Here is a 21,067-nt window from a genome sequence, read left to right as displayed (position 1 = left end):
GCCTAATGGAGTGCGTCCGTCCAGGCGCCACCCGCGGTCGGCGCCGGGCACGGCAGAATGGTCGCCATGACGCGCATGGGTGATCTGCTTGGTCCCGATCCTGTCCTGCTTCCCGAGGACCCCGACGTTGAAGCGGCGCTGGTCGCCGGGGAACCGGCCGCGCGGGTGGCCGCCGCGCACCCGACCGCGTCGGTGGCCTGGGCGGCGCTGGCCGAGCGGGCCCTGGACGACGACCAGGTCATCACCGCCTACGCCTACGCCCGCACCGGCTACCACCGTGGGTTGGACCAGCTGCGCCGCAACGGCTGGAAGGGTTTCGGCCCGGTGCCGTTCGCGCACGAGCCGAACCAGGGCTTCCTGCGCTGTGTCGCCGCGCTTGCCCGTGCCGCCGACGAGATCGGCGAGACCGCCGAGTACCAGCGCTGCCTGGACCTGCTCGACGACTGCGACCCGGCCGCCCGGGTGGAACTCGGCGTCAAGTAGCGGGGCTCAGCGCCAGAACAGGGTCAGCCCGTACCCGACGCCGGCCAGCGCGGAGATACCGCCGAAGAGTTCGTAGACCTTGAACACGAACCCGAAGAACCAGCCGTTGAGCGGCGGGAGCAGCAACACCACCAGCAGAATCAGGAACCCCCACTGACGCACCGGGTCCAGCTGCTGGCGCAACTGCGGGCTCAGGTGCGGCTCCAGCGCGCCGTAGCCGTCGAGGCCGGGGATCGGCAACAGGTTCAGCACCAGCGCCATCACTTGCAGCAGTGCCAGGAACGCGATGCCGGACCAGAACACCGAATGCTCGGGGGAGTAGCCGACCTGGACTGCGGTCAGCAGGCCCACCGCCAGCGCCAGGTTCGCGATCGGGCCGGCCAGGCTCACCACCGACTGCTGAGTCTTGGTCATACCGCTGGTGTTCACCCACACCGCGCCGCCGGGCAGGCCGATGCCGCCGATCGCGATGAACAGCAGCGGCAGCGCCAGCGACAGGCCGGGGTTGGCGTACTTCAACGGGTTCAGCGTCAGGTAACCGCGGATCGCCGCTTCCCGGTCGCCGAACCGGTACGCGGTGAACGCGTGGCCGAACTCGTGCAGGCACAGTGACACCACCCATCCGGCGATGACCAGGATGAACACCCCGGCGTAGGCCAGCGGTTTGACCTCGTCGCCGGCCATCCAGGCCAGCACCCCGCCGAGCGCGGCGACGCCCACGATGAGCAGGAAAATCGGGCTGGGCCGTACGGAGGAGCGGATCGGGTGAACGGTCACACGTCCATCATTGCCGAACCGGGCTCAGGTCGGCCCGCGGCGGACGCGAGAATCGGCGTTCGCGTGTTCGATTGCTCGCCGCACCTGGACCGATGTGCCGAACCACCGGCTGTGGCGTGAGCAAAGTGGATTATCCAAACGAGGGCCCGCAGCGACGGTGGTTTGGCACACCGCGTCAGCTGACCCGGAGCCACCCGCGGGTGTTGCGGTAGAAGGTGGACCGCTTCACCGGGTTGGCCACCGGCTTTCCGTCGCGCACCACGATCGCCCCGGTGGTGCCCAGCTGCGCGGCCCGGCCGGTCACCCAGCGCGGCGAACCCAGCCGCCCGGACACCACCTGCGCCCGCAGGCCCGGCAACTGCCCGGTGGCCTGCACGCGCACCGACCGCGCGTGCCCGTCGAAGAGCACCGTGTCGTCGACGATGGCCTCGCCCTCGATCAGCGCGGAACCGTCCGGGGGCAGCCAGAACGCCGTCCCGACCAGCGCCCGGCCGGTCTCATCCCGAATCAGCGGCACCCGCTTGGACTCCCCATCGCGGGCCCGCCGGGCCAGACGCGCATTCGGCGCCGGGGCCACCTCCACGTCGAGGAGATCCTGGCGCAGCAAGCGGGACAGCACCATCGCCAGTTCGGCGTCGCCGCCGAGCACCAGCACCCGCGAAGCCGACGAGATCACCGGGTCCAGGTCGGCCGGAGCGGCCACGTCGACCAGCGGCAGGTCGCGCAGCGAACGCGGCGCCCGGCGGTCGTCGAAGCGCAGCACAACGGTCAACGCAGCTCCTTTTGGCGGTCCAAGCCCTCAAGTCGGATAAGGTTACTCACCGGCTGGATGCGGTATCCGGCGAGATGAGCAGGAGATTTGTGCCATGCCGGCAATCGTCCTCATCGGCGCCCAGTGGGGCGACGAAGGCAAGGGGAAAGCCACCGACCTTCTCGGTGGCCGAGTTCAATGGGTCGTCCGCTACCAGGGCGGCAACAACGCCGGGCACACCGTGGTGCTGCCGACCGGCGAGAACTTCGCTCTGCACCTCATCCCGTCAGGCATTTTGACCCCGGGTGTGACCAATGTGATCGGCAACGGCGTCGTCGTCGACCCGGGGGTGTTCCTCACCGAACTCAACGGGCTGATCGATCGCGGCGTGGACACCGAGCGGCTGCTGCTGTCCACCGACGCGCACCTGTTGATGCCGTACCACGTCGCCATCGACAAGGTCACCGAGCGCTACATGGGCTCCAAGAAGATCGGCACCACCGGCCGCGGCATCGGGCCCTGTTACCAGGACAAGATCGCCCGGATCGGCATCCGGGTCGCCGACGTGCTCGACGAGAAGTCGCTGGCTGTCAAGATCGAGGCGGCCCTCGAGTTCAAGAACCAGGTGCTGGTCAAGATCTACAACCGCAAGGCGCTGGACCCGGCCGAGGTGCTCGACACCCTGCTCAGCCAGGCCGAAGGCTTCAAACACCGCATCGCAGACACCCGGCTGCTGCTGGACCGCGCGCTGGCCAACGGCGAGACGGTGCTGCTGGAAGGCTCCCAGGGCACGCTGCTCGACGTCGACCACGGCACGTATCCGTTCGTCACCTCGTCCAACCCGACCTCCGGCGGCGCGGCCGTCGGCTCCGGCATCGGGCCCACCCGGATCACCACGGTGCTGGGCATCCTGAAGGCCTACACCACCCGCGTCGGCTCCGGCCCGTTCCCCACCGAGCTGTTCGACGAGCACGGCGCCTACCTGGCCAAGACCGGCGGGGAGGTCGGCGTGACCACCGGCCGGGCCCGGCGCTGCGGCTGGTTCGACGCCGTCATCGCCCGCTACGCCACCCGGGTCAACGGCATCACCGACTACTTCCTGACCAAGCTCGACGTGCTGTCCAGCCTGGAGACCGTGCCGATCTGCGTCGGCTACACCGTCGACGGCCGGCGCACCGATGAGATGCCGATGACCCAGTCGGAGTTCCTGCGCGCCGAACCGGTGTACGAGGAGATGCCGGGCTGGTGGGAGGACATCTCGGGCGCCCGGGAGTTCGACGAGTTGCCCGCGCGGGCCCGCGACTACGTGCTGCGCCTGGAGGAGTTGTCCGGCGCGCGGGTGTCCTGCATCGGCGTGGGGCCGGGCCGCGACCAGACCATCGTCCGCAACGACGTGCTGGCGTAATGGCCGAAGAAGCCGACCCGACCTCCGTCGACCCGGACTACGAACGGCACGGCGGCTTTCCGCGGTTCAGCCCGGCCGATCCGGGGCCGGGTTTCGGCGAGTTCGTCGCCGGGATGCGCCGACTGCAGGATCTCGCGGTGTCGGCCGATCCCGACGACGCCACCTGGGATGTCGCCGCCGCCAAGGTCGCCGAGCTGGTGGAGCTGCTGGCCCCGTCGCAGGCCGGCGAACTTGTCGGCCCCGCGGGGCGGTCGCTGAAACTGCCGGCCGCGGGCAGCCTGCTGCTGCCGCCGTGGCAGATCACCGCGTTCGGGCCCGACGGTGTGGCGCTGGACGTCACCTTCAGCCGCTATCACGTGGGCGGCAACAACGCGGTGCACGGCGGGGTGCTGCCGCTGCTGTTCGACACCCTGTTCGGCATGACCATCCGCGCTGTGCGGCGCCCGATCAGCCGCACCGCGTTCCTGCACGTCGACTACCGCAAGGTGACCCCGATCGACGTCCAGCTCAGCGCCCGCGGCTGGGTTCGGGAAATCGACGGTCGTAAGACGTTCGTCAACGCCGAGCTGCGTGACCCCGACGGCGCGCTGTTGGCCGAGGCCAACGGGCTCATGGTGCGCCTGCTACCGCACCAGCCCTAGCACTCAGCGGTCCAGCGCCGCCTCGCGCAGGTCCAGGTCCTGCATCAGCTCGCGGAGCACTTCGTCGTCGATGAGGTTCTCGTCGCGGGTGGCGATCAGCGCCTCCCGCTCGGCGGCCAGCATCCGCAGCCGCAGCTTCCGGTACACCGCAGACGGTTCCGGACCCATCTCCTCGGTGGGCTCCAGCGCTTCGGACTCGGCCACCACCCGGCGGCGAGCGTTCCACATGCGCAGCGCCTCGGCGGTCTCCTCGTACACGTGCATCGGCTTGCCCGCGGTCCGGGCGGCGTTCAGTTCCTTCTCCAACCGCCGGTCGGAGGCGTCGAGCGCCCGCAGCCGCGCCGCCGCGACGGCCTCGTCGTCGGCCCGCGGGTCGTCGGCGCTGATGTCGAAGCGCCGAATCACCCACGGCAGGGTGAGCCCGTGCAGCAGCAGGGTGCCGATGACCACCACGAAGGTCAGGAAGATGATGTTCGGCCGCCCCGGGAACGGGTCGCCGGCCAGCGTGGTCACCGGCACCGCGGCGGCCGCTGCCAGCGACACCACACCGCGCATGCCCGCCCAGGCCACCACGAACAGCTCGGCCGGCCCGGGTTTGACCCGCCGCACCGTCGGACTGAGCGCTGCGAACGCGAACACCCACGCGATCCGCACCGCGAGCACCGTCGCGAACACCGCGGCCGCCGAGGTGATCAGCATCAGGGCCGACAGCCCGGACAGCTGTTCCACCACCTGCGGCAACTGCAGCCCGATCAGCAGGAAGGCGAACGACTCCAGCACCAGCTGGACCGACCGCCAGGTCGCGGCGTCCTGCAGTCGAGTGGCGTAGCCGTCGCCGGTGGAACGCTGCCCGACGATCAGCGAGGCGACCACCACGGCCAGCACCCCGGAGCCGTGGATCTCCTCGCCGACCAGGTAGCAGACGAACGGCGCCACCAACCCGATCGCGCTTTCGGAGACGGCGTCTTCCATCCTCGAGCGGATCGCCACCAGAAGTTTGCCCGCGATCACACCGACGACGATCCCGCCCGCGACGGCCAGCAGGAAGGTCTCCACGGCGTGGCCCCAACTTTGCGTCACCCCGATCGCCGCGGCAAGCGACACCTTGTAGGCGGTCAGCGAGGTGGCGTCGTTGAGCAGACTCTCGCCGCCGATCAGGGTCATCAGCCGGCGCGGCAGGCCCAGTTTGCGTCCGATCGACGTCGCCGACACCGCGTCCGGGGGCGCCACGATCGCGCCGAGGACCAGCGCTGCGGCCGGCGTCAGCTCGGGAACCGTGTGGTAGGCGACCAGTCCGACGACCGCGGTGGTGCCCAGCGGCAGCAGCACCGCCAGGTTGCTGACCGCGCCGAAGTTCTTGCGCAGGTCCAGATATGAGCTCTCCAGCCCGGCCGTCCACAGCAGCGGCGGCAGGATCACGAACAACACCAGGTTCGAGTCGAGCACCAGGTGCGGCATGCCCGGGATCAGTGTCGCGGCCAGGCCGACGGCGACCAGCACCAGCGGTGACGACCAGCCGATCCGCCGGGCGACTCCGGCCACCAGCACCGACACCACCAGCGCCGCGAGAAACTCTGCGGGCAAGCTGGCTCCTTCCGTGGGTGTGCTGCACCTATTCTGGGTCGAATGTGGCCCACATGTTGCACCGAACCCCGAATTCGGGCCTGCCGATGACGAACCCGGCGGTGCGAGCGGCGCGGGTGGCGTTGCTGGGGCCCGGTGATTTCGGCGCCGACCAGGTCACTGCGTTCCAGCGGCTGGGCGCGGTCGTCATCGTGGTCAACGGGCGTGGCGAGGAGGGCGGGCCGGCGGCGCGGATCGCCGATGGCGCCGAGATCGTCAACCTCACCGACCCGACGATGTTGAGCGCGTTGCTGCGCCGGTTGGGGCCCGACGTCATCGTCACCGCGACCGACCGGGTGGCCGCCGGCGCGCTGGCCGACTTCGCGGGCGGGGACACCGTCGTCGCGCCGAGCGTGCGGACCGTGCGGCTGGCGCTGGACCGGGAGGGCCTGCGGCGACTGGCCGCCGACAAGCTGGGCCTGCCGACCGCGCCGTTCTGGTTCGCCTCCTCGGCGGCGGAACTCGCTGCGATCACCGAGCACGCCGGCCTGCCGATGGTGGTCAAGCCGTTGGTGTCGCTGCCGAGCGATGGGCAGTCGGTGCTGCTGCGCCCCGAGGATGTGGCGCCCGCCTGGGATCGCGCGGTCGCCATCGGCGGCCGGATCACCCACAACCGGGTGCTGGCCGAGACCGTCGTCGAGATCGACCACGAGCTGACGTTGCTGACCCTGCGCTCCGACATACCCGGAGAGGAGGGGCTGGTGTTCTGCGAGCCGATCGGGCACCGTCAGGTCGACGGGTTCGCCGGCCAGACCGTGCTGGAGTCCTGGCAGCCGCAGCTGCTGAGCCCCGCCGCGTTGGACGCCGCCCGCTCAATCGCCGCCCGGATCGTCAACGCGCTGGGCGGGCGTGGGCTGTTCGGGGTGGAACTGTTGGTCGCCGGCGACGAGGTGTACTTCTCCGACGTCAACCCGTGGCCGACCGACGCCGGGCTGGTCACGCTGCGCTCGCAGCGGCTGTCGCTGTTCGACCTGCAGGCCCGCGCGGTGCTGGGGCTGCCACTGGACACCATCATGATTTCGCCTGCGGCGGCGGAACTGACCTATGGTTCTGGTGCGGTGACCGGTCCGGCGCTCAGTGAGCTGGCCACCGCGCTGCGGGCGCCGGAAAGCGATGTGCGGGTGTTCGGCGGCCCGTCCCGGGCGCCGCGCCGGCGGCTCGGGTTGACCCTGGCGACCGCCGGGGATGTGACCACCGCCCGCGACCGGGTTCGACGGGCCACCACCGCACTGCACGCGCGTTGGCGCGCGGGGACGAAGGGAAGCTAGATGGGTCTGGGACGACGGGACGACGACAGCGGGTCCAGTGCGGCGCCGTTCATGATCGCGCTGGGCGTCGTTGTGATCGTGCTGATCGCAATCGGGCTGATCTCCCTGTTCGGCCGGGAGGCCGATATGGATCAGGAGCAGATCATCCGGGCCACGATCGGCCAGAACGACGCCCTGCAACGCGTCGACCACGACGCCTACGCCAGCTACACCTGCCCGGAGCAGACCCCCGACGCCGCGGAACTGACCCGCCGCCAACATGATTCGTCGGCCGAGCGTGGTCCGCGCTACGTCGAGGACGTCGTCGACGTCTCCGTCGACGGCGACACGGCGACTGCCAAGGCGGTGTATTTCTTCGAGAGCAACCGGGACGAGAAGGTCGACGCCACCATCGACTACGTGCGCGCCGACGGCCAGTGGAAGGTCTGCAGCGCGACTCCGTCCTGAGCTGTGGGAAACTGCGACGGTGAGTTACGCCGGAGACATCACCCCCGAACAATCCTGGAAGATCCTGACCGATAACGCCGAGTCCGTGCTGGTCGACGTGCGCACCTCCGCGGAGTGGCGGTTCGTCGGCGCGCCGGACCTCAGCGGACTCGACCGCGAGGTCGTCTTCGTCGAGTGGGTTCGCTCCGACGGCACTCGCAACGAGAACTTCCTCGCCGATCTGGCCGCCGCCGGGGTGACGCCGGGGGAGCGTTCGACGATCTTCCTGTGCCGCTCGGGCAACCGGTCCATCCCGGCCGCCGAGATCGCCACCGCGGCCGGCATCGCGCCGTCGTACAACATGCTCGACGGGTTCGAGGGCCAACTCGACGCTGACGGGCATCGGGGTGTGGGCGGCTGGAAGTCCGCGGGCCTGCCCTGGCGGCAGTCATGAGTTCTGAGGTCCCGTCGGTCCGGATCCCCAAGCCGCTGCCCGACGGCGTCAGCCAGGCCACCATCGGAGTGCGCGGCGGGCTGCTGCGGTCGAACTTCGAGGAGACCTCCGAGGCGCTGTTCCTCAACTCCGGTTACACCTACGCCAGCGCCTCGGCCGCCGAGCAGGCGTTCACCGGCGAGATCGACCGGTTCGTGTACTCGCGCTACGGCAACCCGACGGTGCAGATGTTCGAGGAGCGGCTGCGGCTGATGGAGGGCGCCGAGGCGGCCTTCGGCACCGCCAGCGGCATGGCCGCGGTGTTCACCGCCCTCGGCGCGCTGGTCGGCGCCGGCGACCGGCTGGTGGCCGCCCGCAGCCTGTTCGGCTCCTGTTTCGTGGTGTGCAACGAGATCCTGCCGCGCTGGGGCGTGGAGACCGTCTTCGTCGATGGCGAAGATCTCGACCAGTGGGAGCAGGCGCTGTCCGTCCCCACCCAGGCGGTGTTCTTCGAGACCCCGTCGAACCCGATGCAGGCGCTGGTCGACATCGCCGCGGTCGCCGAGATGTCGCACGCCGCGGGCGCGCAAGTGGTGCTGGACAACGTCTTCGCCACCCCGCTGCTGCAGCAGGGCCTGCCGCTGGGCGCCGACGTGGTGGTCTACTCGGGCACCAAACACATCGACGGACAGGGCCGGGTGCTCGGCGGGGCGATCCTGGGCACGCGCGAGTACATCGACGGGCCGGTGCAGACGCTGATGCGGCACACCGGGCCGGCGCTGAGCCCGTTCAACGCCTGGACGCTGCTCAAGGGCCTGGAGACCATGCCGCTGCGGGTGGCGTACTCCAATGATTCGGCGTTGCGGATCGCGGAGTTCCTGGAGGCGCACCCCGCGGTGAGCTGGGTGAAGTACCCGTTCCTCCCGTCGCACCCGCAGTACGAGCTGGCCCGACGGCAGATGTCCGGCGGCGGCACCGTCATCACCTTCGAACTCGTCGCCGACGACGGCGACGGCAAGGCGCGGGCGTTCGAGGTGCTCGACAAGCTGAAGCTGATCGACATTTCCAACAACCTGGGCGACTCCAAGACGCTGATCACCCACCCGGCGACCACCACCCACCGCGCGATGGGGCCCGAGGGCCGGGCCGCGATCGGCCTCGGCGACGGTGTGGTCCGGATCTCGGTGGGCCTGGAGGGCACCGAGGATCTGCTGGCCGACCTGGAGCAAGCGCTGAGCTTGCGAAGCGCGTAGAGGCGAGGTCGATGGGCGCAGCCCTGGAGCAAGCGCTGAGCTTGCGAAGCGCGTAGAGGCCAGGTCGATGGGCGCAGCCCTGGAGCAAGCGCTGAGCTTGTAGCTGACTCAGTCCTCGATGCCGGTCGAGCCCTCGGCGCGCTGCTCGTAGCCGGCGCGGGCGGTGCGGTCGAAGTCCAGGAACACCCGCTCGTTGCCGAGTTTGCGGTTCAGCCAGCGCCGTCCGCGCGGCGGCAGCAGCGTCGAGACGATCGAAATCGCGCGCAGCGGTTCGGGCACGCTCAGCGCGGTCCGCGGCTTGTCCAGCAGCTTCACCACGCCGGCGGCGATGTCGGCGGGCTCCACCGGCTTCTGCGCGGCCGACGGGTGGGTGCCGGAGATCAGTTCGGTGTTGGTGAAGGTCGGCAGCAGCATGCTGACCTCGACGCCCTGCGGCGCATACTCGTCGGACATCGCGGTGGTCAGCCCGACGACGGCGAACTTGGTGGCGGCGTAGACCACCTGCCCGGGCAGGCCCAGAATGCCGGCCAGTGAGGCGACGTTGATGATGTGGCCGCTGCGCCGGGCGACCATTTCCGGCAGCACCAGCCGGCAACCGGTCAGCACGCCCTCGATGTTCACCCCGATGGCGGTGCGGATGGTCTGCTCGGACTGGTCCAGGAACGGCCCGACGGGCATCACGCCGGCGTTGTTGATCAGCACGTCGATGCGGCCGTTGCCGTCGACGCGGGCCTTGTCCAGGAAGGTCGCGAACGACTCCGGGTCGCTGACGTCGAGCGGATGGCCGGTGACCTGGCCGCGACGGTTCAGCGTTTCGACGGCCGCGGCCAGGGTGTTGACGTCGCGGTCGCCGATGACGACCCGCGCGCCGCGGGCCAGCAGCGCCTCGGCGGTGGCGTAGCCGATGCCGCGAGCGGCCCCGGTGATGACGATGGTTCGGCCGGAGATTCTGTCCACGGGCCGAACTTTACAGGTGTCAAGTCCGCGGCGGTAGGGCGTGATCTCACCGCCGTCGTCCAGGACCTCGGCCCCCGCCCGGTGGCCGAGGAGTAGAAACGAAACCGTGGCTGAACTCAAACTCGGATACAAGGCGTCTGCTGAACAGTTCGCTCCCCGCGAGCTCGTCGAACTGGGGGTGCTCGCCGAAGCGCACGGTATGCAGAGCGCCACCGTCAGCGATCATTTCCAGCCCTGGCGGCACCAGGGCGGCCACGCCCCGTTTTCGCTGGCCTGGATGACCGCCGTCGGCGAGCGCACCAAGCGGCTGCAGTTGGGCACCTCGGTGCTCACACCGACGTTCCGCTACAACCCCGCCGTCGTCGCACAGGCCTTCGCCACCATGGCGTGCCTGTACCCGGACCGGATCTTCCTCGGCGTGGGAACCGGCGAGGCGCTCAACGAGATCGCCACCGGCTACACCGGTGAGTGGCCGGACTTCAAGGAACGGTTCGCCCGGCTGCGCGAATCGGTGCGGCTGATGCGCGAGCTGTGGCGCGGAGACCGGGTCGACTTCGACGGCGACTACTACCACCTGAAGGGAGCGTCCATCTACGACGTGCCCGCCGGCGGCGTGCCGATCTACATCGCCGCAGGCGGACCCGTCGTCGCCAAGTACGCCGGCCGCTCCGGAGACGGGTTCATCTGCACCTCCGGCAAGGGCGAGGAGCTCTACGCCGACAAGCTGCTGCCCGCGGTCCGCGAGGGCGCGCAGGCCGCCGATCGCGACGTCGAGGACATCGACAAGATGATCGAGATCAAGATCTCCTACGACCCGGACCCGGAGAAGGCGCTGGAGAACACCCGGTTCTGGGCGCCGCTGTCGCTCACGCCGGAGCAGAAGCACTCCATCGACGACCCGATCGAGATGGAACGCGCCGCCGACGCGCTGCCCATCGAGCAGGTCGCCAAACGCTGGATCGTCGCCTCCGACCCCGACGAAGCCGTCGAAAAGGTCGCCGACTACCTCCGCTGGGGGCTGAACCACCTGGTCTTCCACGCGCCCGGCCACGATCAGCGTCGTTTCCTGGAACTCTTCGAGCGAGACCTCGCGCCCCGGTTGCGCAGACTCGGGTGACCACGGTCCGCGCTGCGGGCCTGCGTCGTCGTGTGCGCGTGGCCAGGTAGGGCACGAGAACCTCAGCGATGACACTGAACTCGCGTGGGAGAACGTGCCGTAGATGGCCACTCGCGGCCAGGCGCGACCGTCGATGCACGCTCGTGCCGGGTAAGTTCGGAGGTCTGGACAGCGCCAAGGACTGCGTTCGCATTTCTGAAAAGCGACACCGCGACGCCGCCACCGCCGGGCAGTTCCTGGCAAGCTGATCCCCGTGTCCGACACCGCCGCGCGCACCACCGCGATCTACATCGCCTCCCCCGAGGGGCACACCGGAAAATCCACCGTCGCCCTGGGCATTCTGAACCGGCTGCGCGTCACCGCGCCACGGGTCGGGGTGTTCCGCCCGATCGGCCGGGCGGGCGAGGCCCGTGACTACCTGCTCGACCTGCTGCTGACCCAGACCACGGCGGGGTTGACGTACGAGGAGTGCGTCGGCAGCACCTACCAGCAGCTGCACGAGGAGCCGGAGACCGCGCTGGCGACGATCGTCGACCGGTACCACGCGGTGGCCGACCGGTGCGACGCGGTGCTGATCGTCGGCAGCGACTACACCGACATCGCCAGCCCCAGCGAGCTCAGCATGAACGCCCGCATCGCGGCGAACCTCGGAGCGCCGATCGTGCTGACGGTGCACGGCAACGGGCGCACCCCCACCGAGATCGCGCATCTGGCGGAGCTGTGTATGGGTGAGATCACCGCCCAGCACGCGCACACCGCCGCGATCGTCGCCAACCGCTGCGATCCCGATCAGCTGGAGGCGGTCGCCGCGGCGCTGGCCCCGCTGTCGCCGAAAACCTATGTGCTGCCGGAGGAACTGCTGCTGAGCGCGCCGACGGTCGGTGAACTGCTGACCGCCGTCGACGGCACCATGATCAAGGGCGACGAGGCGCTGCTCGGCCGCGAAGCCACCGGGGTGATGGTCGCCGGGATGACGGCCGAGCACGTCCTGGAACGGCTCACCGAGGGCGTCGCGGTGATCACCCCCGGCGACCGGTCCGACGTGGTGCTGTCGGTGATGGGCGCGCACGCCGCCGAGGGCTTCCCGACCATGTCGACGGTGATCCTCAACGGCGGCCTGCCGCTGCACCCTGCCATCGCGGCGCTGGTCGACGGGCTGCGCTTGCGGCTACCGGTGATCACCACCGATCTGGGCACCTTCGAGACGGCCAGCGCGGCGGCCTCGGCCCGCGGCCTGATGACGGTGGACTCCCAGCGCAAGGTCGACACCGCGCTCGGGCTGATGGACCACTACGTCAACGTCGGCGAGCTGGTCGACGAGTTGTCGCTGCCGATCCCGACCGTGGTCACCCCGCAGATGTTCGAGTTCGAGCTGCTGGACCGGGCACGCGCCGACCGGAAGCGCATCGTGCTGCCCGAGGGCGACGACGACCGGATCCTGCGCGCCGCCGGCCGATTGCTGCGCCGCGGCGTCGCCGACCTGACCATCCTGGGCGACGAGCACCAGGTTCGAGGGCGCGCCACCGAGCTGGGTCTGGACATCAGCGGCGCCGACGTGATCAACCCGCTCACCAGCGACCTGCGCGAAGGCTTCGCCGTCGAATACGTCGAGCTCCGCAAGAAAAAGGGCGTCACGCACGAGCAGGCCCGGGAGGTCATGCGCGACGTGTCCTACTTCGGCACCATGATGGTGCACAACGGTCTGGTCGACGGCATGGTGTCCGGGGCCCGGCACACCACCGCGCACACCGTCCGGCCGGCGTTCGAGATCATCCGCACCGCGCCCGAGGTCAACACGGTGTCCAGCATTTTCCTGATGTGCCTGGCCGACAAGGTGCTGGCCTACGGTGACTGCGCGATCGTTCCGGACCCGACGGCCGAACAACTCGCCGACATCGCGATCAGCTCGGCGCGCACCGCCGAGCAGTTCGGCATCGAGCCACGGGTCGCCCTGCTGAGCTACTCGACCGGTGATTCCGGCACCGGCGCCGACGTCGACAAGGTCCGCACCGCAACGGAATTGGTGCGGGAACGCGCCCCGGAGCTACTCGTCGAGGGACCCATTCAATACGACGCCGCCGTCGAACCATCGGTGGCGGTCACCAAGATGCCCGACTCGAAGGTGGCCGGGCGCGCGACGGTGCTGATCTTCCCGGACCTCAACACCGGCAACAACACCTACAAGGCGGTGCAGCGCAGCGCCGGCGCGATCGCGATCGGACCGGTGCTGCAGGGCCTCAACAAGCCGGTCAACGACCTGTCCCGCGGCGCGCTGGTCGCCGACATCGTCAACACCGTGGCGATCACCGCGGTCCAGGCGCAGGGGGCGGCGAAGTGACCGGCCCAGAAACCACTGTGCTGGTGGTCAATTCAGGCTCTTCATCACTGAAGTTCTCGCTGGTGGATCCGGCCGCCGGTGTCGCGTTGGCCGACGGCATCATCGAGCGGATCTGTGAGGAGACGTCGCACGCCAAACTCGGCTACCGCGACCAGGAGATCGCCCGCGAGGTGCGCGCCGCCGACCACGACGCCGCGCTGCGGCTGGTCTTCGACCTGTTCGCCGAACTCGGTGGCGATCTGGATGCCCTCGGGCTGGTCGCGGTGGGACACCGGATGGTGCACGGCGGGCAGCGTTACCACGCGCCGACCCTGATCGACGACGCCGTCGTCGCCGACCTGGCCGAATTGTCCCCCCTTGCGCCACTTCATAATCCGCCCGGAGTGCTCGGCATCGAGGTGGCCCAGCGGATCCTGCCGGAGTTGCCGCACGTCGCGGTCTTCGACACCGCGTTCTTCCACGATCTGCCCGCGGCCGCCGCGACCTACGCCATCGACGCCGACGTCGCCGCGCAGTGGCAGATCCGTCGCTACGGCTTCCACGGCACCTCGCACCGGTACGTCAGCGAGCAAGCCGCCGACCTGCTGGGCCGACCGTACGGCGAGCTGAAACAGATTGTGCTGCACCTGGGCAACGGCGCGTCGGCGTCAGCGGTCGACCGCGGCCGCGCGGTGGACACCTCGATGGGCATGACTCCGCTGGAGGGCCTGGTGATGGGCACCCGTTGCGGGGACATCGACCCGGGCATCGTGTTCTACCTGGCTCGCACCGCCGGCCTGTCGATGGACGAGATCGACACCCTGCTCAACCGCCGCTCCGGGATGCTCGGCCTGGCCGGGGAGAACGACTTCCGCGAGGTGCACCGGCTGATCGACGCCGGTGACGCCGCCGCCCGGCTGGCCTACGAGGTGTACGTGCATCGGCTGCGCAAGTACATCGGGGCCTACCTGGCGGTGCTGGGCGGCGCCGACGTCATCGCGTTCACCGCCGGGGTGGGGGAGAACGACGCGGCGGTGCGCCGCGACGCGCTGGCCGGCCTGGAGCCGCTCGGCGTCCGCCTCGACGAAGCGCGCAACACCTCCGGCGACCGCGGCGCCCGGGTGATCTCCGCCGAGGATTCCGCGGTCACCGTGCTGGTGGTGCCCACCGACGAGGAATTGGCCATCGCCCGCGACACCCTGGCGGCGCTGGGCTAGATCGCGCAGCGGGGTCAGAACGTCGTCAGCGGCCGGACGTTGTTGGCCATGTCGATCAGCGCGTAGCGGTGCTGCTGGGTGGGCGCCATCCGGGCCAGCGTGCGCAACGAATCCTCCACGCCCAGTTGCAGCCCGTGCTCGGTGAACGGGAACCCGAGGATGTGGTGCGGGTCGGCGGTGTTGTCCGCGATCCAGTCCAGCGCGGTGCCCAGCACCAGCGCCCGAATCTGTGTCACCCGCGGCTCGGACTCCGGCAGCGCGTCGACCCGGCGGGCGGCCTCGCGGATCTGGTCCTCGGTGACCTCGCTGATCGACCGTCCGGACAGCAGGGTCACCGCGCTGGTCAGGCGCGCGGTGGTGAAATGCCGGGAGGTGGCCGGGACCGCGTCGAGGGTGCGCACCGCCGCCGCGCGTTCGCCCTTGCGGGCCTGGGCCCGAGCCAGACCGAAGCCGGCCGAGATGACGCCGTTGTCGGTGCGCCACACCGACTCGTAAAAGTTCGCCGAGCGGGGGTTGCCCGCCAATTCCAGGGTGGCGGCCAGCGCCATCTTGGGGGCCAGCTCGCCGGGCAGCGTGTTGAGCACCTCGGTGAAACGCTTCGTCGCCGACTCGTAGTCGGCGTTGAGCAGCTCCGACACCCCGCGGTACCAGGTCAGCCGCCAGGACCGGCCGACCCGCCTGTAGAGCTCGTCGAGCTTGCGGGTGGCCTTGGCGACATCGCCCAGATCCAGCAGCGCGCGGATCTCCATGAGCGGCAACTCGATCGAGTCGGTGAGGTCCACGCCCTCGGAATCCAGCGAGCCGTGCCGGATCGCGCGCAGCGAGTCCAGCGTCTGCACCGGGGAGGACAGCACAGTGGCCGCCAGCACCTTCGCGCCGACGTCGTTCGGGTTGACCCGCGGGACCTGCAGCGCGGTGACGATCTCGGCGGCGGTCAGCTTCTCCGAGTGGGGGCGGCCGTCGAGGTAGACATCGGTGTGCGCGACGAGAAGCTCCACCCCGAACGTCGAGCGCGACGGGCTGAACACCGTCGACAGGCCCGGCCGGGGCAGCCCGGTGTCCAGCGAGATGACCTCGCGCAGCACACCGAGCAGCTGGGCGGACATCTTCTCCGCGGTGGCGAACCGCCGCCGCGGATTGGGGTCGGTGGCGCGGCGCAGCACCCGGGCGAAACTGTCGTAGCGCTGCAGCACCGGGTCGTCCTCGGGCAGGCCGTCGCGGTAGCGGCCCTTGCGGGTGGGCAGCTTCATGGTCATCGCGGCCAGGGTCCGCCCCACCGTGTAGATGTCGGTGGCGACCGTCGGACCGGTCCGCACGATCTCCGGGGCCTGGTAGCCCGGGGTCCCGTACAGGAAGCCGAAGGAGTTGATCCGCGACACGGCGCCGAGGTCGATCAGTTTCAGCTCGTCGCCGGTGAGCATGATGTTGTCCGGCTTGAGATCGTTGTAGCACAACCCGATTGAGTGCAGATACCCCAGCGCGGGCAGGATCTCCAGCATGTAGGCGATCGCCTGGATGACCGGAAGTCGTTGCACCCCACGTTGTTTCAGCGATGTGCCGCCGACATACTCCATCACGATGTAGCCGACCGGCTCACCGTGCTTGTCCGGGTGCTCGACGAAGTTGTAGATCTTGACGATCGACGGGTGCGCCACCTCGGCCAGGAACCGGCGTTCGGCCATCGCGATGGCTTGGGCTTCGGCGTCCCCGGCATGCACCAGGCCTTTGAGCACGACGGGTCGCTCATTGACGTTGTGGTCGACGGCCAGGTAGATCCAGCCCAGCCCGCCGTGCGCGATGCAGCCCTTGATCTCGTACTGGTCGGCGACCATGTCGCCCGGGCGAAGCTGCGGCAGGAAGGAATACTGGCTGCCGCAGTTCGGGCACCATCCTTCGGCCAGCGCCGCGCCCGCCGACGACGACCTGCCGACCGGCTTCCCGCAGTTCCAGCAGAACCGTTTCGATTCGGCGACAACGGGATCGACCATCAACGCGTTGAGCGGATCGGTTTCGGGCACCGGTGGCACTTCGACGAGCCCGCCACCAAGCCTGCGCACCGGCGCCACCGCCCGGGTGGGGACCGACCCGCGTTCGGCGGACGGAACGCTGTCCTCGTCGTCTTCTTCGTCCTCGTCGTCGTCGAAGTCCGGCCGGAACACCGCCTGGGTGGCCATCGGCCGAGCGGTGGTCAGCGAGTCCGGCGGCGCGGCCCCGGTCGCGACGCTGACCGGCGCGGGCTCGTCCTCGTCGTCGGCGAACACGTCCACGCGCTGAGTGCCGGGATGTCCCGGCTCGTCCTCGTCGTCGGCGAACACGTCGGCGCGCTGAGTGCCGGGACCGGGCTCGTCGTCGTCGGCGACGTCGGCGAAGACATCCACGCGCTGGGTGCCGGGACCGGGTTCGTCGTCGTCGGCGAACACGTCGGCGCGTTGGGTGCCCGGACCCTCGTCGGGGTCCGGCTCCGCACCGTCATCGTGAAATGTCATGTCAGTCCAGGTACCTCGGGACCGGTGGGGCCGGCGTCGGGCCGAGCACCGTCAGCCATTTGCGCCACAGCGCCGTCCAGGTGCCGTCGGCCCGGATCCGCTGCAGGGTGCCGTTGACGAAGCGCACCAGACCGGTGTTGGTCAGATTGATCCCGATGCCGTAGGGCTCCTGGTTCATGCTGGGGCCGACGATCTGCAGGTACGGGTCCTGGGACATCAGCCCGGCCAGGATGGTGTCGTCGGTGGACACCGCGTCGGCCTGGCGTTGCTGCAGCGCGACCAGGCAGTCCGCCCAGGTCGACACCGTGACGACCACCGGCGCCGGGCTGATCTCGCGCACCCGGTCCAGGCTGGTGGTGCCGCGAACCACGCACACCCGTCGGCCCGACAGATCCGAGCTCTGCCGGATCGGCGAGTCCCGCGGGGCCAGGATCCGTTGGTAGGCATACAGATACACCGAGGAGAAGTTGACCATCTTGCGTCGGGCGCAGGTGATGGTCATGGTCTTGACGACAATGTCGACGTCCCGGCTCTGCAGCGCCGCGATCCGGTCGGCCGAGGACAGGATGCGGTATTCGACCTGGTTGGGGTTGTTGAAGATGTCGCGGGCCACCTCGGCGGCCAGGTCGACGTCGAAGCCGGTGATCCGCCCGGTCACCGGGTCGCGGAAACTAAACAGGTTGCTGCCCACATCCAGGCCGACCAGCAGCCGGCCGCGTTTGCGGATGTCGGCGACGGCCTCGTCGGCCTCGGCCCGGTTGCCGAACGGCCGCAGGCTGGCGGTCAGGTCGCAGTCCTGATCGGGCGCGGGAGCGGGCGCGCGCTCGGGGGGCAGTTCGGCCATCCCCGCGGGACTGGGCGGGGCCAGGGTCAGCGACGTCGCCGTCGCCGGGAGGCCGGCGTCGCCGCATCCGGTGAGCGCCAGCAGCAACGCCAACGCCAGAATCGCCACCCGCCTCATCGGTACTCGCTCAGCCGGGGCCACAGGCCCAACGCCACCGCCAGCGCCGCGCTCAGCGCCAGCACCACACCGCCGACCGTCGTCCCGGACAGCACCCGGCGGGCCGAGGCGATGTCGCTGCGCAGTTGGTCGCGGCTGGTCTTGAGCCCGTCGGCCAGCGACGCTTCCAGGCTGTCGAAGGCCGGGGTGGCGTCGTCCTCGCCGGCGCCGAGCGCGACCTGGGTGGCGGCCTCGTAGTTGCCGACGGAGATGTAGGCGTCGATGCGTTCGTCGGCGGCGCGCCACCGTGACAGCAGCTCCTGGGCGTTGGCCAGATCGGATTTGTCGACCCGGTCCTTGCCGGACAGGTACTGGTCGAGCAACTCCTGCATGGTGTTCAGCCGCTGGTAGTAGGACTGCTTCCGGACGTTCTCGTCGCCGCGGCGGATCAGCGACAGGGTCTCGTCGGCGCGGGCCTGCTGGGCGGTGATGGACAGGTTGGTGATGACGCGCAGCGACGCGGCCGAGGTGTCCTTGGCCTGCCGGCTGCCCGCCGTCGAGATGGTCAGCGCGGTGCCCACCCAGATGACCAGCACCCCGATCGCCAGCCCGCCGACGACCAGCCCCAGGTTGATCCGGCGACGGGTGCGCCGGGCCAGCCAGCGGTGCGCGAACAGGCCGAACACGATGGTCGACCCGACCACCAGGATCACCGGGGCGGGGATGCGGGCCGAGGCGCTGGTCTCGGCGTCCACCCGCGCGGTGGTCCATTCGTAGAGCCGCTGCGCGTCGGGCAGGATGCTGTCCTGCATCAGCGCGGAGGCCTCCGAGAGGTAGGAGGAACCGACCGGGTTGCCGGACCGGTTGTTGGTGCGGGCGGTTTCGATCAGGCCCGTGTACACCGCTACGCGGGCGTTGATCCGGGTGAGCACCGCCAGCATGTCCTCGTCGGTGAGGCCGGAGGACGCCTGGGTGACCGCGGCGGTGGCGTCGATGATCGCCTGCTCGTAGCGCTGCCGGACCGGCTGTGGTTCGGACCCGGCGATGAACGCGGTGGCCGCGGCGGCGTCGGCGACCGAAAGCCGGGTGTAGATCTGGCCGGCCGCGAACGACAGCGGCTCGGTGTGGTCGAGCACCGCGGTCAGCGCCTCCTGCCGGGTGGCGACGGTGGTGGAGGTGGCGAACGCGGTCGCGATCCCCAACAACGCGAGGGTGGCCCCGATCGCCAGGATGCGCCCGGGGGTGGTCCAGATGAACCACCAACGCGGGTGGGCGCGGTCGGTCCGGGTGCGCGAGGCGAGCGGCTCGGTCGACGGATGCGCCAGCTCAACCGTCACCTGTTTGCGCCTGCCTTCCGCGGAGGATCAACTCTTAAGCAAAGTCTAAGAGGTATTCGCGGGAGCCGCTGCAGGATCGGTTGGTATGTCTTGTCCGTCTGCCCCCGCGACGGGGCGGAGCCGTCTGCTTATCCTGGTCGGGTGCGGGGTGACGGCGACGGATGGGTGGTCTCGGAATCGGGATCGCGTCATTGGGGCCGCCACGGCGCCGCCGGACTGCTGCTGCGCGCGCCCGGCCCCGACGGCCGCGCGGCGGTGCTGCTGCAGCACCGGGCCCCGTGGAGTCACCAGGGCGGAACCTGGGGTCTGCCCGGCGGCGCCCTGGACAGCCACGAAACCCCCGAACAGGCCGCGGTCCGGGAAGCCAACGAGGAAGCCGGGCTGTCGGCCGAGGCGCTGCGGGTGCGGGTCACCCTGGTCACCGCGCAGGTCGCGGCGATCGGCGGCGGCAGTTGGAGCTACACCACGGTGATCGCCGACGCGGACGGGCTGCTGGACACCATCGCCAATCGGGAGAGCGACGAACTGCGCTGGGTCGCCGTCGACGACATCACCGACCTGCCGCTGCATCCGGGGTTCGCCGCCAGCTGGCCGCAGCTGCGCGCGGTGATCGCCGAGCTCTGAGGGTTTAGCGCTTTCGCGTCGATTGAGAACTCACGGACGCGTTTGAGAACTGGTGGCGCGGCCTCTCATCGACTGAGGCCTGAAGCAGGTTTGTGAGACCTCATGGATCCCAGTGAGACACCATGGCGGCGGTTTGTCGTCGTGTGGAACACCAGGGCGGCGATCGAGGCTTTGAGCGCCACTACGTTCCATTCGCCGACGAACTACCGCCGCCAGTTCTCACGAGCCGCCCTCTGTTCTCACTCGGCGCCGGGCACGCCTGCGTGGGGTCGCATTCCGAAGCTCCGCCGCGAAGCCACTACCCGCGCAGCGCCTCGGCCAGCCGCCGGGTCGCCGCGGCTGGATCCTCGGCGGCGGTGATCGCGCGGACCACCACGATCCGGGTGGCGCCGGTCGCCAGCACCTCCGGCAGCCGCTCCTCGTCGACGCCGCCGATCGCGAACCACGGCTTGTCGGTGGCCAGGTCTACCGTGAAACGCAGCAGGTCCAGCCCGGGCGCGGGGCGGCCCGGCTTGGTCGGCGTGGGCCAGCACGGCCCGACGCAGAAGTAGTCGACGTCCTCGGCCACCGCGGCGCGGACCTGGGCCTCGTCGTGGGTGGAGCGCCCGATCACCGCGGTGGGGGCGATGATTTCGCGCGCCACCGGTAGCGGCAGGTCGTCCTGGCCCAGGTGCAGCACATCGGCGCCTGCGGCCCGGGCGATGTCGGCGCGGTCATTGACGGCCAGCAGCCTCCCGTGCCGGCGCGCGGCGTCGGCCAGCACCGCCAGCGCGTCGAGTTCGCCGCGGGCCTCCAGCGGGCCGAACTCCCGTTCCCCGGCCGAGCCCTTGTCGCGTAACTGGATGATGTCCACCCCGGCGGCGAGCACTGCGTCGGCGAATTCGGCCAGGTCGCCGCGTTCGCGGCGGGCGTCGGTGCACAGGTACAACCGGCTGCGCTGAAGGGACGGATGTGGCATCACCTGAGGGTAATCAGGTGATGAGTAGGCTGATCCGGGCAGGTCGGTGGAGGG

18 protein-coding genes and 1 pseudogene are annotated in these 21,067 nt (G+C 70.0%); 11 read left to right on the top strand and 8 right to left on the bottom strand.

Features of this window, described 5'->3' with window-relative positions; genetic code table 11:
* Positions 1-66 precede the first annotated feature (66 nt).
* Positions 67-483 (top strand): DUF3151 domain-containing protein, encoded by a 417-nt coding sequence (locus L2Z93_RS17525; RefSeq protein WP_162561899.1) that lies wholly within the window; start codon positions 67-69, stop codon positions 481-483.
* Positions 484-489: 6 nt separating this feature from the next.
* Here L2Z93_RS17525 and L2Z93_RS17520 read toward each other — a convergent pair whose 3' ends face one another.
* Together L2Z93_RS17520 and L2Z93_RS17515 are read right to left on the bottom strand one after the other, a co-directional pair.
* The gene (locus L2Z93_RS17520) at positions 490-1,260 is read right to left on the bottom strand and encodes a site-2 protease family protein (RefSeq protein ID WP_090588706.1); all 771 of its coding nucleotides are present in this window, start codon (positions 1,258-1,260) and stop codon (positions 490-492) included.
* 175 nt (positions 1,261-1,435) lie between these two features.
* On the bottom strand, positions 1,436-2,032 hold the full coding sequence (locus tag L2Z93_RS17515) for a peptidase M50 (RefSeq protein ID WP_090588705.1): 597 nt from the start codon (positions 2,030-2,032) through the stop codon (positions 1,436-1,438).
* Positions 2,033-2,126: 94 nt separating this feature from the next.
* Here L2Z93_RS17515 and L2Z93_RS17510 point away from each other — a divergent pair, with 94 nt between their 5' ends.
* Both L2Z93_RS17510 and L2Z93_RS17505 read left to right on the top strand, forming a co-directional pair.
* Positions 2,127-3,416, top strand: a complete 1,290-nt coding sequence (locus L2Z93_RS17510; RefSeq protein WP_090588704.1) for an adenylosuccinate synthase — start codon at positions 2,127-2,129, stop codon at positions 3,414-3,416.
* On the top strand, positions 3,416-4,057 hold the full coding sequence (locus L2Z93_RS17505) for a PaaI family thioesterase (protein ID WP_090588703.1): 642 nt from the start codon (positions 3,416-3,418) through the stop codon (positions 4,055-4,057). Before L2Z93_RS17510 ends, L2Z93_RS17505 begins: the two co-directional genes overlap by 1 nt.
* Positions 4,058-4,060: 3 nt before the next feature.
* On the opposite strand, the gene L2Z93_RS17500 is transcribed toward L2Z93_RS17505, so the two are convergent.
* Entirely contained in the window at positions 4,061-5,641 is a 1,581-nt protein-coding gene (locus tag L2Z93_RS17500) for a Na+/H+ antiporter (protein ID WP_090588702.1), read from the bottom strand.
* A gap of 53 nt (positions 5,642-5,694) precedes the next feature.
* On the opposite strand from L2Z93_RS17500, the gene purT reads away from it, so the two are divergent.
* From purT to L2Z93_RS17480, 4 genes are read left to right on the top strand one after another with little or no spacing between them, the layout of a single operon-like run.
* The gene (gene purT / locus L2Z93_RS17495; protein WP_090588701.1) at positions 5,695-6,948 is read left to right on the top strand and encodes a formate-dependent phosphoribosylglycinamide formyltransferase; all 1,254 of its coding nucleotides are present in this window, start codon (positions 5,695-5,697) and stop codon (positions 6,946-6,948) included.
* Positions 6,949-7,395, top strand: a complete 447-nt coding sequence (locus L2Z93_RS17490) for an Rv0361 family membrane protein (protein WP_090588700.1) — start codon at positions 6,949-6,951, stop codon at positions 7,393-7,395.
* 19 nt (positions 7,396-7,414) lie between these two features.
* Positions 7,415-7,828 carry a rhodanese-like domain-containing protein gene (locus L2Z93_RS17485; RefSeq protein WP_090588699.1) on the top strand — a complete coding sequence of 138 codons (414 nt, stop codon included), beginning with the start codon at positions 7,415-7,417 and terminating at the stop codon, positions 7,826-7,828.
* On the top strand, positions 7,825-9,060 hold the full coding sequence (locus L2Z93_RS17480; protein WP_090588698.1) for an O-succinylhomoserine sulfhydrylase: 1,236 nt from the start codon (positions 7,825-7,827) through the stop codon (positions 9,058-9,060). The genes L2Z93_RS17485 and L2Z93_RS17480 overlap by 4 nt, the downstream gene beginning before the upstream one ends.
* Positions 9,061-9,168: 108 nt before the next feature.
* Here the strand turns inward: L2Z93_RS17480 and L2Z93_RS17475 are convergent, their stop codons facing one another.
* Positions 9,169-10,017: an SDR family oxidoreductase gene (locus tag L2Z93_RS17475; protein ID WP_090588697.1), complete on the bottom strand. Its 849-nt coding sequence runs from the start codon at positions 10,015-10,017 to the stop codon at positions 9,169-9,171.
* Positions 10,018-10,123: 106 nt separating this feature from the next.
* On the opposite strand from L2Z93_RS17475, the gene fgd reads away from it, so the two are divergent.
* The 3 genes from fgd (at position 10,124) to L2Z93_RS17460 (ending at position 14,668) form a co-directional block, all read left to right on the top strand.
* Positions 10,124-11,134 (top strand): glucose-6-phosphate dehydrogenase (coenzyme-F420), encoded by a 1,011-nt coding sequence (gene fgd, locus L2Z93_RS17470; protein ID WP_090588696.1) that lies wholly within the window; start codon positions 10,124-10,126, stop codon positions 11,132-11,134.
* A gap of 253 nt (positions 11,135-11,387) precedes the next feature.
* Positions 11,388-13,472, top strand: a complete 2,085-nt coding sequence (gene pta, locus L2Z93_RS17465; protein ID WP_370745861.1) for a phosphate acetyltransferase — start codon at positions 11,388-11,390, stop codon at positions 13,470-13,472.
* Positions 13,469-14,668: an acetate kinase gene (locus tag L2Z93_RS17460; protein ID WP_090588694.1), complete on the top strand. Its 1,200-nt coding sequence runs from the start codon at positions 13,469-13,471 to the stop codon at positions 14,666-14,668. The genes pta and L2Z93_RS17460 overlap by 4 nt, the downstream gene beginning before the upstream one ends.
* A 14-nt stretch (positions 14,669-14,682) precedes the next feature.
* On the opposite strand, the pseudogene L2Z93_RS17455 reads toward L2Z93_RS17460, so the two are convergent.
* From L2Z93_RS17455 to glnX, 3 genes and pseudogenes are all read right to left on the bottom strand, one after another.
* Positions 14,683-16,866 (bottom strand): annotated as a pseudogene (locus tag L2Z93_RS17455) (serine/threonine-protein kinase PknG); the annotation flags it as partial.
* A 289-nt stretch (positions 16,867-17,155) separates the two neighbouring features.
* A complete protein-coding gene (locus tag L2Z93_RS17450) occupies positions 17,156-18,115 on the bottom strand; it encodes a glutamate ABC transporter substrate-binding protein (protein ID WP_090588692.1) in 960 nt (319 codons plus the stop codon).
* Positions 18,112-19,431: a protein kinase G-activating protein GlnX gene (gene glnX, locus L2Z93_RS17445; RefSeq protein WP_090588691.1), complete on the bottom strand. Its 1,320-nt coding sequence runs from the start codon at positions 19,429-19,431 to the stop codon at positions 18,112-18,114. Before glnX ends, L2Z93_RS17450 begins: the two co-directional genes overlap by 4 nt.
* A gap of 141 nt (positions 19,432-19,572) precedes the next feature.
* On the opposite strand from glnX, the gene L2Z93_RS17440 reads away from it, so the two are divergent.
* Positions 19,573-20,055: an NUDIX hydrolase gene (locus L2Z93_RS17440; protein ID WP_162561898.1), complete on the top strand. Its 483-nt coding sequence runs from the start codon at positions 19,573-19,575 to the stop codon at positions 20,053-20,055.
* A 298-nt stretch (positions 20,056-20,353) separates the two neighbouring features.
* On the opposite strand, the gene thiE is transcribed toward L2Z93_RS17440, so the two are convergent.
* Entirely contained in the window at positions 20,354-21,013 is a 660-nt protein-coding gene (thiE, locus tag L2Z93_RS17435; protein ID WP_090588689.1) for a thiamine phosphate synthase, read from the bottom strand.
* Positions 21,014-21,067 lie beyond the last annotated feature (54 nt).

The sequence above is a fragment of the Mycolicibacterium brumae genome (genome assembly GCF_025215495.1).
Classification (GTDB): domain Bacteria; phylum Actinomycetota; class Actinomycetes; order Mycobacteriales; family Mycobacteriaceae; genus Mycobacterium; species Mycobacterium brumae.
Note: the sequence above shows the minus strand (reverse complement) of the source record. Positions and strands in the feature narration are given on the sequence as shown.

Excerpts from the sequence above, each read along its gene's own strand:
- L2Z93_RS17490 (WP_090588700.1), top strand. The coding sequence starts at position 6,949 with ATGGGTCTGGGACGACGGGACGACGACAGCGGGTCCAGTGCGGCGCCG.
- purT (WP_090588701.1), top strand. The coding sequence starts at position 5,695 with ATGTTGCACCGAACCCCGAATTCGGGCCTGCCGATGACGAACCCGGCG.
- L2Z93_RS17480 (WP_090588698.1), top strand. The coding sequence starts at position 7,825 with ATGAGTTCTGAGGTCCCGTCGGTCCGGATCCCCAAGCCGCTGCCCGAC.
- L2Z93_RS17505 (WP_090588703.1), top strand. The coding sequence starts at position 3,416 with ATGGCCGAAGAAGCCGACCCGACCTCCGTCGACCCGGACTACGAACGG.
- L2Z93_RS17525 (WP_162561899.1), top strand. The coding sequence starts at position 67 with ATGACGCGCATGGGTGATCTGCTTGGTCCCGATCCTGTCCTGCTTCCC.
- L2Z93_RS17450 (WP_090588692.1), bottom strand. The coding sequence starts at position 18,115 with ATGAGGCGGGTGGCGATTCTGGCGTTGGCGTTGCTGCTGGCGCTCACC.
- L2Z93_RS17510 (WP_090588704.1), top strand. The coding sequence starts at position 2,127 with ATGCCGGCAATCGTCCTCATCGGCGCCCAGTGGGGCGACGAAGGCAAG.
- thiE (WP_090588689.1), bottom strand. The coding sequence starts at position 21,013 with ATGCCACATCCGTCCCTTCAGCGCAGCCGGTTGTACCTGTGCACCGAC.